The following is a 13,979-nucleotide window of genomic DNA, read 5'->3' as shown; positions in this document are numbered from 1 at the left end:
CAGCAAGCTTGCCGACGACAGGCTGATCGACAGCCGCAGGCAACGGCGCCGGTCAGGCATCCGCACAATGCTCGATGATCAACTGGATCGCCCCACCGCCGCGGTAGTCGTCGCTGACCAGCCGGTAGGCGATGTGGACGTGGTTGGCCGGCGCATTGCCCTTCCAGCCGCTGAAGTGGATCGCGTTGATCGGTTCGGCGCGGCCGGGTACGCGCAGGCTGAGTTTGAGATGCTTTTCCTTCAGCACCTGCCAGCGCGCCACCTGGAAGTGGCCGTCGAACAGCGGCTCGGGGAAGCCCTGGCCCCACGGCCCGGCCAGACGCAGCGCCTCGGCATGCGCGAAGTCCAGCTCCTGCGGCAGCAACTCGCCGTCGGTGAGCAGCAGCTGCTGCAGCGAGAACGGATCCAGCGTGCGCTCCACCACGTCGACGAAGGCCTGTTCGAACGCGGCCAGCTGCGCGTGCGGCAGACTCAGTCCGGCAGCCATGGCGTGGCCACCGAACTTGTCGATCAGCCCAGGATGCGCCGCGTTGACCATGGCCAGCGCGTCACGGATATGGAAGCCGGGAATCGAGCGTGCCGAGCCGCGCAGTGAATCGCTGCCCGGTTCGGACGGGGCAAACGCGATCACCGGCCGGTGCAGGCGGTCCTTCATCTTCGAGGCGACCAGGCCGACCACGCCGGGATGCCAGTCGGCATCGAACAGGCACGCGGCGATCGGGCGCTCGCCTTCGGCAGTCAGCATCGCGCGCGACACCGCCAGTTCGGCGTCGTCGGTCATCAGCTGCTGCACCGCACGGCGCTCGGCGTTGATCTGCTCCAGGGTCTGGGCGATCTCGCGGGCCTGGGCGCGGTCTTCGGTGAGCAGCAGTTCGATGCCCAGCGCCATGTCTTCCAGGCGCCCGGCGGCATTCAAACGCGGGCCCAGCGCAAATCCGATGTCGGTGGCGCTCAGCCGTGCCGGGTCGCGGCCGCTGGCCTCGATCAGTGCCTGCAGGCCCACGCAGCCCTGCCCTGCGCGCAGGCGGCGCAGCCCGGCAGCGACCAGCGCACGGTTGTTGGCATCCAGCGCGACCAGGTCGGCGACGGTGCCGACCGCGACCAGATCCAGCAGGGTCAGCAGGTCCGGCTCGGCGCCATCGGCAAAGGCGCCCTGCGTGCGCAGGTGGCGGCGCAGCGCCATCAGGACATAGAAGATCACCCCGACCCCGGCCAGCGCCTTGCTCGGGAACGCGTCGCCGTTGATGTTGGGGTCAACGATGGCGTCGGCCGGCGGCAGCCGTTCGCCGGGCAGGTGATGGTCGGTGACCAGCACCTTCCAACCCAGCGCCTTGGCCGCCGCCACGCCGGCATGGCAGGCAATGCCGTGGTCGACGGTGACCAGCAGGCCCGGCTGCAGGTGCGCCAGGTCGGCCACCAGCGCTGGCGACAACCCATACCCGTGCAGGACCCGGTTCGGCACCGCGTGCACCACGTCGCGCGCACCGAGCATGCGCAGCCCGCGCACGCCCACCGCACAGGCAGTGGCGCCATCGCAATCGAAATCGCCGACCACCAGGATACGGGCGTTGCTGGCGATGGCCGCAGCCAGCAGGTCCACCGCGGCCTGCATGCTGCCCATCAGCTCCGGCGCGTGCAGCTGGGCCAGTTTCGGCTGCGCCTGCGCAGCGCTGGTCACCCCGCGCGCGGCATACAGGCGCTGCAGCAGCGGCAGCACGTCGGCCGGCCACTCCGCCAGCGGCACCGGCGCACGGCGCTGGATCGTCACGACATCAGGGGAAAGCGGCGCGGTATCGGCGGTGAGAGACATCGGCAGCGCCGGTTGCAAAGGTGCGGCCATGATACGCCGCTGGAAGCAGCGACGGCCCGGCGTAGATCCACGCCGCGCCCCATGACCAAGGGGCGCCAATCCCATGAACGCATCGCCATGCGCAGAGCGGCTGCCGCCGGGCACGTAGCATGATTCATGCGTGGATGGCGCGGTGCCTGCAATCAAACCGCCCCCTGCCCGATGTGGATCGACGCCTCAGGCGTCGTGCAGCTGCACCGGCTTCTTCCAGAACCGCCAACGCTGGCCGTTGTCGATCTCAAAGCGCATCCCGTCTTCGAAATCCAGCACCAGCCGCTTCAACTCCCCGCCCGCGATCGCCGCCAGCAACGGCCGGATCGCATCCTGGCTCAACTGTTCCAGCGAGCGCAGCTGACGCAGGTCCACCAGGGCATCCACGGTGTGCTCGCCATCGGCCTGCAAACCCGCTGCCTTCGCCAGCGCCTGCAGCAGCGCATCACGGCTGCGGACTTGGGCATGTGCGGTGGTCACGCGTTCGGGCAGCTCGCCGCCGCCCCAGAACCACAACGAGTTGATCGCCCGTTTGCCGTCGGCCACGCGCTGCTGGTTCCACCCGTGCTGGTGCAACACCACCTGCGCTTCGGTCAGCAGGGCGCGCCAGCGGCGGCCGGCATCGCCTTCGGGCAGGTGGGCAAACAGATCATCGCCCAGCACTTCATCGGGCTCGGCGAATACCGGCAACGTGGTGCCTGGCGGCAGGCGCAGGTACCAGCGCGACGGCACCGGCGCATCCAGCACGAAGCCGTAGCCGGCGAACAACGGCTGCAGCGCCGGCAGCAGATGCATCACGTCGGCCAGATCGGGGCGCAGGGTATCCCCGTGCCCCATCAGGCGTGCGCCATGCATGTCCGGCACCACATTTGCCGGATCGGCCCGCAGCCACACCGCCCCGTCGGCATCGCCGACATCCAGCTGGCGGGTCAGGGCTGCGGCGGACCACGCGTCCGGCTGCGTCTGGAAATGCCGACGCAACTGGGCGCGCTCGCCCGCCTCGGCGCTGCGGCGTTCCGCCCGCCCCAGCGCCCTGGCGACGTCATCAGGCAACGGCGCGGCCGGGAAACGGCTGCGTGCCGGCAGCAGCAGCGTTGCCGTGGCCATGGTCGGCTCAGTCCAGGTACTGGACGCTGACGATTTCGTACTCGCGCTGGCCGGCCGGTGCGTCGATGGTGACCGCATCGCCTTCCAGCTTGCCGATCAACGCCCGCGCCAGCGGCGAGGAGATCGCGATCAGGCCCAGCTTGATGTCCGCTTCCAGGTCGCCGACGATCTGGTAGCGCTTGCCTTCGTCGCTCTCCACGTCCGACAACTCGACCGTGGCGCCGAACACCACCTTGCTGCCGGCGTTGAGCTTGGTGATGTCGATGATCTCGGCATGCGACAGCTCGCCCTCGAGCTGCTTGATGCGGCCTTCGATGAAGCCCTGCTCCTCGCGCGCGGCGTGGTACTCGGCGTTCTCCTTCAGATCGCCGTGCTCGCGCGCCTCGGCAATGGCGGCGATGACCTTGGGCCGCTTGACCGACTTGAGGTGGTCGAGCTCTTCGCGCAGACGCTGCGCGCCCTTCAGGGTGATCGGTGCTCTCATGCGTTCAACTCCTTGTGCAGTTCCTGCAGCGACCAGACCGGGCCGGTCCCGCGGAATTCCAGTGATTGCACCAGCGCCTTGGCGCCGGCAATGGTGGTCGAATAGGTGACGCGGTGCTGCAGCGCCTCGCGACGGATCGAGAACGAGTCGTTGATCGCCGCACGCCCTTCGGTGGTGTTGACGATATACACGATCTCGCCGTTCTTGATCGAATCGACGATGTGCGGCCGGCCTTCGACCACTTTGTTGACGATCTCGCAGTCCATGCCGTGCTGCTGCAGCCACGCACCGGTGCCACGGGTGGCCACCAGGGTATAACCGCGCTCCAGCAGCAGCTTGGCCACCGGCAGCACGCGCTGCTTGTCCGGGTCACGCACCGACACGAAGGCCTTGCCCAGCGGCGGTGCCTTGATGCCGCCGGCTTCCTGCGCGCGCGCGAAGGCGGCGCTGAAGCTGCGGCCCACGCCCATCACCTCGCCGGTGGAGCGCATCTCCGGCCCGAGGATCGGGTCCACGCCCTGGAACTTGGCGAACGGGAAGATCGCCTCCTTGACCGAATAGTAATCGGGCACGATTTCCTTGAGCGCGCCCTGCTCGGCCAGGGTCTTGCCGGCCATGCAGCGCGCGGCGATCTTGGCCAGCGCCATGCCGGTGGCCTTGGACACGAACGGCACGGTGCGCGAGGCACGCGGGTTCACTTCCAGCAGGTAGACGATGTCCTCGCCGTTCTCGCCGGCCTGGATCGCGAACTGGGTGTTCATCAGGCCGACCACGTTCAGCGCCTTGGCCAGCTCGACGACCTGGCGACGCAGCTCGGCCTGGGTGTCGGCCGACAGCGAGTACGGCGGCAGCGAGCAGGACGAATCGCCCGAATGCACGCCGGCTTCCTCGATATGCTCCATCACCCCGCCGATCAGCACGTTGCCGTCCTTGTCGGCAATGATGTCCACGTCCACTTCCACCGCGTTGTCGAGGAAGCGGTCCAGCAGCACCGGCGAATCGTTGGAGACCTTGACCGCGTCGCGGACATAGCGCGCCAGGTCGGATTCGCCGTAGACGATTTCCATCGCACGGCCGCCCAGCACGTAGCTGGGGCGCACCACCAGCGGGTAGCCGATCTCGCGGGCCAGCAGCAGCGCTTCCTGGTCGTTGCGGGCGATGCGGTTCGGCGGCTGCTTCAGGCCCAGCTTGTCGACCAGCTGCTGGAAGCGCTCGCGGTCTTCGGCCAGGTCGATGGAGTCCGGCGAGGTGCCGATCACCGGCACGCCGTTGGCTTCCAGCGCGCGCGCCAGCTTCAGCGGGGTCTGGCCGCCGTACTGCACGATCACGCCCTTGGGCTGTTCCAGCTCGACGATCTCCAGCACGTCTTCCAGCGTCAGCGGCTCGAAGTACAGGCGGTCGGAGGTGTCGTAATCGGTGGAGACGGTTTCCGGGTTGCAGTTGACCATGATGGTTTCAAAGCCATCTTCGCGCAGCGCCAGCGCGGCATGCACGCAGCAGTAGTCGAACTCGATGCCCTGCCCGATCCGGTTCGGGCCGCCGCCCAGGATCATGATCTTGTCGCGGTTGCTCGGCGCCGCCTCGCACTCGTCCTCGTAGGTCGAATACAGGTAGGCGGTGCTGGTGGCGAACTCGGCCGCGCACGAATCCACGCGCTTGTAGACCGGGCGCACCTTGTGCGCACGGCGCAGCGCGCGCACGGCCGCTTCGTTGGTGCCGGTCAGCTCGGCCAGGCGGGCATCGGAGAAACCGGCGCGCTTGAGCTTGCGCAGGCGCGCGGCGTCCAGCGCGTCGATGCCGTCGGCGGCCAGCTGGGTCTCGGCCTGGATGATCTCTTCGATCTGGTCCAGGAACCACGGGTCGATGTGCGACAGCGCGAACACCTCTTCCACGCTGAAACCGGCGCGGAAGGCATCGCCCACGTAAAACAGGCGCTCAGGGCCGGGGGCCTTGAGCTCGCGCTTGATGGTGGTGATGTCGTCTTCGTTGGCCAGGTCCAGGCCGGTCGGGTCCAGCCCAATCTTGCCGGTTTCCAGGCCACGCAGCGCCTTCTGCAGCGATTCCTGGAAGGTGCGGCCCATCGCCATCACCTCGCCCACCGACTTCATCTGGGTGGTCAGGCGCGCATCGGCGGCCGGGAACTTCTCGAAGGCAAAGCGCGGGATCTTGGTGACCACGTAGTCGATCGACGGCTCGAACGAGGCCGGGGTCAGGCCGCCGGTGATTTCGTTCTTCAGTTCGTCCAGGGTGTAGCCCACCGCCAGCTTGGCGGCGACCTTGGCGATCGGGAAGCCGGTGGCCTTGGAGGCCAACGCCGAGGAACGCGACACGCGCGGGTTCATTTCGATCACCACCACCCGGCCGGTGGTCGGGCTGATGCCGAACTGCACGTTGGAGCCGCCGGTGTCCACGCCGATCTTGCGCAGCACCGCGATGGAGGCATCGCGCAGGCGCTGGTATTCCTTGTCGGTCAGGGTCTGGGCCGGGGCCACGGTGATCGAGTCACCGGTGTGCACGCCCATCGGGTCCAGGTTCTCGATCGAGCAGACGATGATGCAGTTGTCGGCGGTGTCGCGCACCACCTCCATCTCGAATTCCTTCCAGCCCAGCACCGATTCTTCCACCAGCACTTCGGTGGTCGGCGACAGTTCCAGGCCGCGGGTGACGATGTCCACCAGCTCTTCGCGGTTGTAGGCGATGCCGCCGCCGCTGCCGCCCAGGGTGAAGCTGGGGCGGATGATGGTCGGGTAACCGACCCGGGTCTGGATATCCAGGGCTTCTTCCAGCGTATGGGCCACGGCCGCCTTCGGGCAGTCCAGGCCGATCTCGCCCATGGCCACGCGGAACAGCTCGCGGTCTTCGGCCATGCGGATCGCATCGCGCTTGGCGCCGATCAGCTCGACGTTGTACTTCTCCAGCACTCCGTGCTCGGCCAGGTCCAGCGCGCAGTTCAGCGCGGTCTGGCCGCCCATGGTCGGCAGCAGCGCATCGGGCTTTTCCTTGGCGATGATCTTTTCGACCGTCTGCCAGTTGATCGGCTCGATGTAGACCGCATCGGCCATCTCCGGGTCGGTCATGATCGTGGCCGGATTGCTGTTGACCAGCACCACGCGGTACCCCTCGTCGCGCAGGGCCTTGCAGGCCTGGGCGCCGGAGTAGTCGAACTCGCAGGCCTGGCCGATGACGATCGGGCCGGCACCGATGATGAGGATGGTTTTTAGGTCAGTGCGCTTGGGCATTGTCTTCTCTAAGTCAGTACAGCGTGTCGGGGTGATCGCACGCTGTCGATCAGGAAACTTCCGGGCTGCAGCGCCGCGCCGAAGGCAGCGGCAGTGCAGGAACTCGCGATCCGTCGCGATGCCGCCGGGCGCGCCGGCGGCGGGCGATCAGGCCTTGGCCTGCGCCATCAGGGTCACGAAACGGTCGAACAGCGGGCCCACGTCATGCGGGCCCGGCGAGGCTTCCGGATGGCCCTGGAACGAGAACGCCGGCACGTCGGTGCGGGCGATGCCCTGGTTGGTGCCATCGAACAGCGAGCGGTGGGTCACCCGCAGGGTGGCCGGCAGGGTGGCTTCATCCACCGCGAACCCGTGGTTCTGCGAGGTAATCATCACCCGGCCGTCGTCCAGGTCCTGCACCGGGTGGTTGGCGCCGTGGTGGCCATGGCCCATCTTGACCGTCTTGGCGCCGGAGGCCAGCGCCAGCAGCTGGTGGCCCAGGCAGATGCCGAACACCGGCAGCTTCTTGTCCAGGAACACCTTGATCGCCTCGATCGCGTAGACGCACGGTTCCGGATCGCCCGGGCCGTTGGACAGGAACACGCCGTCGGGGTTCATCGCCAGCACCTCGGCGGCCGGGGTCTGCGCCGGCACCACGGTGAGCTCGCAGCCGCGCTCGGCCAGCATGCGCAGGATGTTCAGCTTGGCGCCGAAGTCATAGGCCACCACCTTGAAACGCGGGGCGGCGCTGACGAATTCGTTGCTGTTCAAGTCCAGCTGGCCTTCGGTCCACGGGTAGGCCTTGTCGGTGCTGACCACCTTGGCCAGGTCCATGCCCTTCAGGCCGGGGAACTTGCGTGCCGCTTCCAGTGCCTGCTCCACGTCCAGCCCCTCGCCGGCCATCAGCGCCCCGTTCTGCGCGCCGCGCTCGCGCAGGATGCGGGTCAGCTTGCGGGTATCGATGCCGGAGATGGCCACCACGCCACGCTGCAGCAGCCAGTCCTGCAGCGACACCTGGCTGCGCCAGTTGCTCGGGCGGCGCGGCACATCGCGCACGATCAGGCCGGCCGACCACACCTTGTGGGCCTCATCGTCCTGGTCGGTCATGCCGGTGTTGCCGATATGCGGGTAGGTCAGCGTGACCATCTGCCGGGCGTAGGAAGGGTCAGTCAGCACTTCCTGGTAGCCGGTCATGGCGGTGTTGAACACCACCTCGCCGACGGACAGGCCGGGCGCGCCTACGGATTCGCCCTCGAATACGGTGCCGTCTTCGAGGACGAGGATTGCGGCTTGGGTCACGGAATTCTCACTTTGGCTACCGAGGGGGCACCGAAGTCACGCCTGCGCTCCACGAAAAAGCGGCTGCAAAAAAGCGCGGACGGCGGTTCGGGACCGGTCCGGCTGTCGTGATTCGGCGAGCGGGAATTGTAAAGGCACCGGGCCTGCGATGCCAGCGTTTACATGCATGCGCTGACGTACGGCGGCGCCGGGCCGGCCCTGGGTTCAGGCTGACCCGCCCAGGTTCAGGGCTCCCGGCCCGCCCCGACCGGCCGGACTCAGCCGGCGTTCGGCGGCACCGGCGCGGCCAGCAGGTCGCGGACCCGGTAGCTGCCGGGCGCCCGCCCGTTCAGCTGGACGGCGGCAAACAACGCCCCGCGCGCGAAGATGTCGCGGTTGGTGGCCCGGTGGGTCAGCTCCAGGCGCTCGCCCAGCCCGGTGAACTGGACCAGGTGCTCACCGACGATATCGCCGGCGCGCAGGCTGGCATAGCGCGGTTGCGCCCCGCCCTGCTGCGCGGCCGTGCCCAGGGTCAGCGCGGTGCCCGAGGGCGCGTCCTGCTTGTGCACATGGTGGGATTCGACGATATCGCAATCCCAGCCGGCCAGTGCCGCGGCCGCCCGCTCGACCAGTTCATCGAGCACCGCCACGCCCAGGCTGAAGTTGGACGCCCACACCAGCGCGATGCTGTCGGCGGCCTGGATCAGCGCCTGGCGCTGGCCCGGGCTGATCCCGGTGGTGCCCGAGACCAGTCCGGCGCCGCGCTCCACGCACAGCGCCAGGACCGGGTCGAAGCCCTCGGGCAGGCTGAAATCGATGGCCACGTCGAACGGCGGCGCACCGCCCAGCTCGGCGCTGGCGAAGTGCGGTACGCCCTCGACTACGCGCTGGGCCGGAGCGCGGCCGGTCACCGCGGCAACCACCTGCAGATCGGAGCGAGCGGCGGCCAGGCGCAGCAGGGCCTGGCCCATGCGCCCGGAAGCGCCGTGGATGAGCAAACGAAGCGGGACTGTATTCATGCCCGCAGGCTAGCCGGTGCCGGCAAGGCTGCACAAGGGCTGAAACTGTCTGTCCGCACACCCAGGCGGCGCCAGGCGCACTGCGGTCGGCATCTCTGGCGGCAGGCAGGACTTGCTAGGCTTGTCGGCCCGTTGGTTCCACGCCCTGCCATGCATCCTTCGCTCCACCCGATCATTCCAGCCGCCGGGCACGCCTGATGCGCATTTCCGAGGTCGCCCGGCGCAGCGGCGCCAGCCAGAAGGCGATCCGCCTGTACGAAGCGCGGGGCCTGCTGGCCACCGTGCCGCGCATCAACCGCTACCGCCACTACAGCGACCACGATCTGAACATGGTGCTGCTGATCCGCCAGGCGCAGGCATTGGGCTTCCGCCTGGCCGACGTGGCGGCGCTGCGCCGGGCCGACGGCAGCATCGACTGGGCCGGGGTAAATGCACTGCTGGCTGCCCGCCAGCACGCGGTGCGCGCGGAGGTGCAGCGCCTGCAGTTGCTGGATACCGCCCTGCACCGCCTGCGCGACGAGGTCGCCGGGCTGCTGGCGCTGGGCGACACCGGCCCGCTGGATGCCTGCATGGGCAACGGCGACTGCGTGGCCGCTTGACTCTGCCCCATGGGGCAGACCGTAACCTGCGCACTTTCCACGGAATCTGCGCATGTCCAAACACATCGTCATCCTGCTCGGCCATCCCGACCGCGACAGCCTGTGCGGTGCGCTCGCCACGCACTACCAGCAGGCCGCGCACGCGGCCGGCCACCGCGTGCAGCTGTTCGCCCTGGGCCAGATCGACTTCGACCCGGTCCTGCGCCACGGCTACCGGCAGGTCCAGCCTCTGGAACCGGGGCTGCAACAGATCAATGACGCCATCGCGCAGTGCCAGCACCTGGTGCTGGTCTACCCGACCTGGTGGGGCGGCATGCCGGCCCTGCTCAAGGGCTTCTTCGACCGCGCCTTCCTGCCCGGGGTGGCGTTCCGCTACCGCAAGGATTCGCTGTGGTGGGACCGCCTGCTCAGCGGCCGCAGCGCGCGGGTGATCACCACGATGGATACGCCGCCCTGGTACTACCGCTGGGTCTACCGCATGCCCGGCCACCAGCAGATCCGCCGCACCATCCTTGAATTCTGCGGCATCAAGCCCATCAGGATCAGCGGCTTCGGGCCGGTGCGCAGCAGCACCCAGGCGCAGCGCGATGCATGGCTGCTACGGGTCGGGCGGCTGGGCAGCCGGGCCCGGTGACGGGGTCGTGGCGCCACGCACGGCGTGGCGCTACGGATGATGTCAATGCTGTTTGGGTGTACTCGGGCCGCAGCTGTCGCAGCCACCGCAGGCACCACCGCCGCCGCTGGCCGGCGGGGCGATCTTCCGCCCCAACGCCTGCAGCCATGCGGCCCGCTGCGGCTTCACCAGCGCCAGCGCGATGGCGCCGCGCGCCTTGCGCACCACCCCGGGGAACTGCTTCTTCAGCACCACCCACGCACTGACCACCACCGCCAGCGCGATCACCGCGTATTGCAGCAGCAGCCCGGTGTCCATCAACCGCCGCCCAGCGCCACGGTCACCTGGTAGGTGACCAGCGAGGCGATATAGGCTGCGGCAAACAGATAGAACGTAGCAAAGCCCATCTGCTTCCACGAATTGGTTTCGCGCTTGATCGTGGCCAGCGTGGAAATGCACATCGGCGCGTAGATGTACCAGACCAGCAGCGACAACGCCGTGGCCAGCGACCAGCCATCACTGATCAACGGGGTCAGCGCCTGGCTGGCCGCATCGTCGTCGGCCGCCGACAGCGCATACACCGTGGCCAGCGATGCCACCGCCACCTCACGCGCGGCCAGGCCCGGAATCAGCGCGATGCAGATCTGCCAGTTGAAGCCCAGCGGCGCGAAGAACACCGCCATCGCATGGCCGATCCGCCCGGCAAAGCTGTAGTCGATCGCCGGCATCGTCGCATCCACCGGCGCGGCCGGGAACGACAGCAGGAACCACAGCAGGATGGTCAGCGCCAGAATGATGCCGCCCACCCGCTTGAGGAAGATCATGCCGCGCTCGTACAAACCCACCGCCAGGTCGCGCGGGTGCGGAATGCGGTAGGACGGCAGCTCCAGCATCAACGGATGCTCGCTCTTGTCACGGCGCCACTTCTTCATCGTCCACGACATCGCCAGCGCACTGAGGATGCCGGCCGCATACAGGCCAAACAGCACCAGCCCCTGCTGGTTGAACACGCCCCACACCGTCTGGGCCGGAATGAACGCACCAATCAACAGCGCATACACCGGCAGGCGCGCCGAACAGGTCATCAGCGGCGCCACCAGGATCGTGGCCAGGCGGTCGCGCGGGTCCTGGATGCTGCGCGTGGACATGATCCCCGGCACCGCACAGGCGAAGCTGGACAGCAGCGGAATGAACGAACGCCCGGACAGACCGGCGGCGGACATCATCCGGTCCAGCAGGAAGGCCGCCCGCGGCAGGTAGCCCGATTCCTCCAGCGCCAGGATGAAGGCGAACAGGATCAGGATCTGCGGCAGGAAGATCACCACCCCGCCGACACCGGCGATGATGCCCTTGGTCAGCAGGCTGTTGAGCGGCCCTTCGGGCAAGGTACTGCCCACCCAGTCGCCGAGCGCGCCGGTACCGGCGTCGATCAGGTCCATGACCGGGGTGGCCCAGGCATACACCGCCTGGAAGATCAGGAACATCACCACCGCCAGGGTCAGCAGCCCGAACACCGGGTGCAGCAACCAGCGGTCCAGCGCGTCATCCACCTTCGCCGTACGGGTCGGCATGCTCACCGAGGCGGCCAGGATGTCGCGCACGCGGGCGTGGTAGTCGCTGTCCGGCGCAGGCACCTCCACCGGCGCCTGCAGGTGCGGCACCATCGCATCCAGCCGTTCCACCAGCTGCTGGGCGCCATGCCGGCGCACCGCCACGGTTTCCACCACCGGCACGCCCAGGGCCTGTTCCAGCGCCGGCACGTCGATCTTGATGCCGCGGCGCTGCGCCGCATCGACCATGTTCAAGGCCACGATCATCGGCTTGCCCAGCTCGCGCAGCTCCAGCGCAAAGCGCAGGTGCAGGCGCAGGTTGGTGGCATCGATCACGCACAGCAGCACGTCCGGCGCCGCCTCGCCGGGGTAGAAGCCCCGGCACAGGTCGCGGGTGATCGCCTCGTCCAGGCTGGCCGGCTGCAGGCTGTAGGCGCCGGGCAGGTCGAGCACGGCGAATTCGCGGCCCGATGGCGCGCGCAGGCGGCCTTCCTTGCGCTCGACGGTGACCCCGGTGTAATTGGCCACCTTCTGGCGGCTGCCGGTGAGCTGGTTGAACAGCGCGGTCTTGCCGCTGTTGGGGTTGCCCACCAGCGCCACCCGCAGCATCTGCGCGGCCGCGCTCATGCCGTGCCCCGCGCGGGGCCGGGGGCGATCAGGATGCGTGCCGCTTCGCTGCGCCGCAGGGCAAACCGGGTGAACCCGACCTGCACCAGCAACGGTTCACCGCCGACCGGGCCGCGGGCGACCAGGCGCACGTCCTCGCCCTTGACGAACCCCAGTTCGCGCAGCCGGCGGGCGATGGCATCGTTTGCATGCAGGTCCTGTACCGATTCGACCAGGGCCGAGCTATGCATGGGCAGATCAGACAGCGTCACGCTGTGCATGGGCAGATCAGACAGCGACACAGGGCGCCTTCTGGTTGATAGGAATGGTTATCAATTCTAGCATCGCCGCGTCGCGTCATGGTCTGGCTGCCCAGGCCAGCTATGATCGGTACATGTATGGACACGTGTAGCCCCCCATGAGTGATGCACTACAGATAGAACGCAGCGCCTCGGTGCTGACCCTGTGGCTGAACCGCCCGACCCTGCACAACGCCTTCGACGCGGCCCTGATCGCGCAGCTGACCGCGGCGCTGGAAGCGGCCGGCCGCGACCACCATGTGCGCGCGGTGGTGCTGGCCGGCCACGGCGCCTCGTTCTCGGCCGGCGCGGACATGCAGTGGATGCGCGGCATGGCCACGGCCAGCGAGGAGGACAACCGTCTGGACGCGCTGGCCCTGGCCCGGCTGATGCGCACCCTGGACGAGCTGCCCAAGCCGACCATCGCCCGCATCCAGGGCGCCGCCTTCGGTGGCGGGGTCGGCCTGGTGGCCTGCTGCGATATCGCCATCGCCAGCAGCGCGGCCCGCTTCGGCCTGACCGAAAGCCGGCTGGGCCTGCTGCCGGCGGTGATCTCGCCGTATGTGATCGACGCGATCGGGCCACGCCAGGCGCGCCGCTGGTTCGCCACCGGCGAGCATTTCGATGCCGAGACCGCATTGCGGATCGGCCTGGTCCATCAGCTGGTCGAACCTGAACGCATCGACGAAGCGGTGCAGCGCCAGCTCGGCCTGCTCGACAAGGCCGGCCCGATCGCCTCGGCGTCGGCCAAGGAGCTGGTCCGCCAGGTCGGCAGCGGCCGCGACCGCGACGCGCTGGACCGCGACAACGCGGCCCTGATCGCGCGGCTGCGGGTCTCGGCCGAGGGCCAGGAGGGCCTGGGCGCCTTCCTGGACAAGCGCGCCCCGCATTGGGTCACCCAGGACTGAGGAGAACGGCATGCTTGACCATATTGGAATCCGCTGCGCGGATTTCGCGCGCAGCCTGGGGTTTTTCCAGCAGGCCCTGGCCCCGCTGGGCATCACCGTGGTGATGCAGGTCAGCGCCGCCCAGACCGGTGACCACGACCACGCCGGCTTCGGCCGCGACGGCAAGCCGGACTTCTGGATCGGCAACGCGCCCGGCGCCCACGGCGGCGTGCACGTGGCCTTCGCCGCCGGCAGCCGCGCCGAGGTGGACGCCTTCCACCAGGCCGCGCTGGCCGCGGGCGGGCGCGACAATGGTGCGCCGGGCATCCGCGAGCACTACCATCCCCACTATTACGGCGCCTTCGTGCTCGACCCGGACGGCAACAACATCGAAGTGGTCTGCCACCGCCCGGGCTGAGCCGGCCGGGTTTTCCACCGCGGGGTGGCCGCTTTTCCGCCGATCCCGCGTATCCCCCTTT

13 protein-coding genes are annotated in these 13,979 nt (G+C 68.6%); 4 read left to right on the top strand and 9 right to left on the bottom strand.

Annotated elements, in window-relative coordinates; translation table 11 throughout:
* Window positions 1-52 precede the first annotated feature (52 nt).
* The 6 genes from recJ to dapB form a co-directional block, all read right to left on the bottom strand.
* A complete protein-coding gene (gene recJ, locus AC3ITM_RS08905; protein WP_489270064.1) occupies window positions 53-1,810 on the bottom strand; it encodes a single-stranded-DNA-specific exonuclease RecJ in 1,758 nt (585 codons plus the stop codon).
* 216 nt (window positions 1,811-2,026) lie between these two features.
* Window positions 2,027-2,947, bottom strand: coding sequence for a phosphoglycerate mutase (locus AC3ITM_RS08900; protein WP_489269838.1), 921 nt, complete (start codon window positions 2,945-2,947; stop codon window positions 2,027-2,029).
* A gap of 7 nt (window positions 2,948-2,954) precedes the next feature.
* Window positions 2,955-3,419, bottom strand: coding sequence for a transcription elongation factor GreA (greA, locus tag AC3ITM_RS08895; protein WP_228885244.1), 465 nt, complete (start codon window positions 3,417-3,419; stop codon window positions 2,955-2,957).
* An 8-nt stretch (window positions 3,420-3,427) separates the two neighbouring features.
* Window positions 3,428-6,670 carry a carbamoyl-phosphate synthase large subunit gene (carB, locus tag AC3ITM_RS08890; RefSeq protein WP_489269837.1) on the bottom strand — a complete coding sequence of 1,081 codons (3,243 nt, stop codon included), beginning with the start codon at window positions 6,668-6,670 and terminating at the stop codon, window positions 3,428-3,430.
* A gap of 147 nt (window positions 6,671-6,817) precedes the next feature.
* Window positions 6,818-7,948, bottom strand: coding sequence for a glutamine-hydrolyzing carbamoyl-phosphate synthase small subunit (carA, locus tag AC3ITM_RS08885; protein ID WP_489269836.1), 1,131 nt, complete (start codon window positions 7,946-7,948; stop codon window positions 6,818-6,820).
* Between the two features lie 257 nt (window positions 7,949-8,205).
* Window positions 8,206-8,946, bottom strand: a complete 741-nt coding sequence (dapB, locus tag AC3ITM_RS08880) for a 4-hydroxy-tetrahydrodipicolinate reductase (protein WP_489269835.1) — start codon at window positions 8,944-8,946, stop codon at window positions 8,206-8,208.
* Between the two features lie 197 nt (window positions 8,947-9,143).
* Between dapB and AC3ITM_RS08875 the strand changes: the two genes are divergently transcribed.
* Together AC3ITM_RS08875 and AC3ITM_RS08870 are read left to right on the top strand one after the other, a co-directional pair.
* A complete protein-coding gene (locus AC3ITM_RS08875) occupies window positions 9,144-9,545 on the top strand; it encodes a MerR family transcriptional regulator (protein ID WP_489269834.1) in 402 nt (133 codons plus the stop codon).
* 52 nt (window positions 9,546-9,597) lie between these two features.
* Entirely contained in the window at window positions 9,598-10,179 is a 582-nt protein-coding gene (locus AC3ITM_RS08870) for an NAD(P)H-dependent oxidoreductase (RefSeq protein WP_489269833.1), read from the top strand.
* Between the two features lie 42 nt (window positions 10,180-10,221).
* Here the strand turns inward: AC3ITM_RS08870 and AC3ITM_RS08865 are convergent, their stop codons facing one another.
* The 3 genes from AC3ITM_RS08865 to AC3ITM_RS08855 are packed head-to-tail and all read right to left on the bottom strand — an operon-like array spanning window position 10,222 to window position 12,586.
* The gene (locus tag AC3ITM_RS08865) at window positions 10,222-10,476 is read right to left on the bottom strand and encodes a DUF6587 family protein (protein WP_489269832.1); all 255 of its coding nucleotides are present in this window, start codon (window positions 10,474-10,476) and stop codon (window positions 10,222-10,224) included.
* Entirely contained in the window at window positions 10,476-12,335 is a 1,860-nt protein-coding gene (gene feoB / locus AC3ITM_RS08860) for a ferrous iron transporter B (RefSeq protein WP_489269831.1), read from the bottom strand. Before feoB ends, AC3ITM_RS08865 begins: the two co-directional genes overlap by 1 nt.
* Window positions 12,332-12,586 carry a FeoA family protein gene (locus AC3ITM_RS08855; protein WP_228885245.1) on the bottom strand — a complete coding sequence of 85 codons (255 nt, stop codon included), beginning with the start codon at window positions 12,584-12,586 and terminating at the stop codon, window positions 12,332-12,334. The genes feoB and AC3ITM_RS08855 overlap by 4 nt, the downstream gene beginning before the upstream one ends.
* Before the next feature lie 146 nt (window positions 12,587-12,732).
* On the opposite strand from AC3ITM_RS08855, the gene AC3ITM_RS08850 reads away from it, so the two are divergent.
* Window positions 12,733-13,521, top strand: coding sequence for an enoyl-CoA hydratase-related protein (locus tag AC3ITM_RS08850; protein ID WP_228884975.1), 789 nt, complete (start codon window positions 12,733-12,735; stop codon window positions 13,519-13,521).
* Between the two features lie 10 nt (window positions 13,522-13,531).
* Window positions 13,532-13,918: a VOC family protein gene (locus AC3ITM_RS08845; protein WP_489269830.1), complete on the top strand. Its 387-nt coding sequence runs from the start codon at window positions 13,532-13,534 to the stop codon at window positions 13,916-13,918.
* Window positions 13,919-13,979 lie beyond the last annotated feature (61 nt).

Source organism: Stenotrophomonas sp. KH_029, from assembly GCF_057839765.1.
Note: the sequence above shows the minus strand (reverse complement) of the source record. Positions and strands in the feature narration are given on the sequence as shown.

Excerpts from the sequence above, each read along its gene's own strand:
- recJ (WP_489270064.1), bottom strand. The coding sequence starts at position 1,810 with ATGTCTCTCACCGCCGATACCGCGCCGCTTTCCCCTGATGTCGTGACG.
- AC3ITM_RS08900 (WP_489269838.1), bottom strand. The coding sequence starts at position 2,947 with ATGGCCACGGCAACGCTGCTGCTGCCGGCACGCAGCCGTTTCCCGGCC.
- carB (WP_489269837.1), bottom strand. The coding sequence starts at position 6,670 with ATGCCCAAGCGCACTGACCTAAAAACCATCCTCATCATCGGTGCCGGC.
- dapB (WP_489269835.1), bottom strand. The coding sequence starts at position 8,946 with ATGAATACAGTCCCGCTTCGTTTGCTCATCCACGGCGCTTCCGGGCGC.
- AC3ITM_RS08875 (WP_489269834.1), top strand. The coding sequence starts at position 9,144 with ATGCGCATTTCCGAGGTCGCCCGGCGCAGCGGCGCCAGCCAGAAGGCG.
- AC3ITM_RS08870 (WP_489269833.1), top strand. The coding sequence starts at position 9,598 with ATGTCCAAACACATCGTCATCCTGCTCGGCCATCCCGACCGCGACAGC.
- AC3ITM_RS08865 (WP_489269832.1), bottom strand. The coding sequence starts at position 10,476 with ATGGACACCGGGCTGCTGCTGCAATACGCGGTGATCGCGCTGGCGGTG.
- feoB (WP_489269831.1), bottom strand. The coding sequence starts at position 12,335 with ATGAGCGCGGCCGCGCAGATGCTGCGGGTGGCGCTGGTGGGCAACCCC.
- AC3ITM_RS08850 (WP_228884975.1), top strand. The coding sequence starts at position 12,733 with ATGAGTGATGCACTACAGATAGAACGCAGCGCCTCGGTGCTGACCCTG.
- AC3ITM_RS08845 (WP_489269830.1), top strand. The coding sequence starts at position 13,532 with ATGCTTGACCATATTGGAATCCGCTGCGCGGATTTCGCGCGCAGCCTG.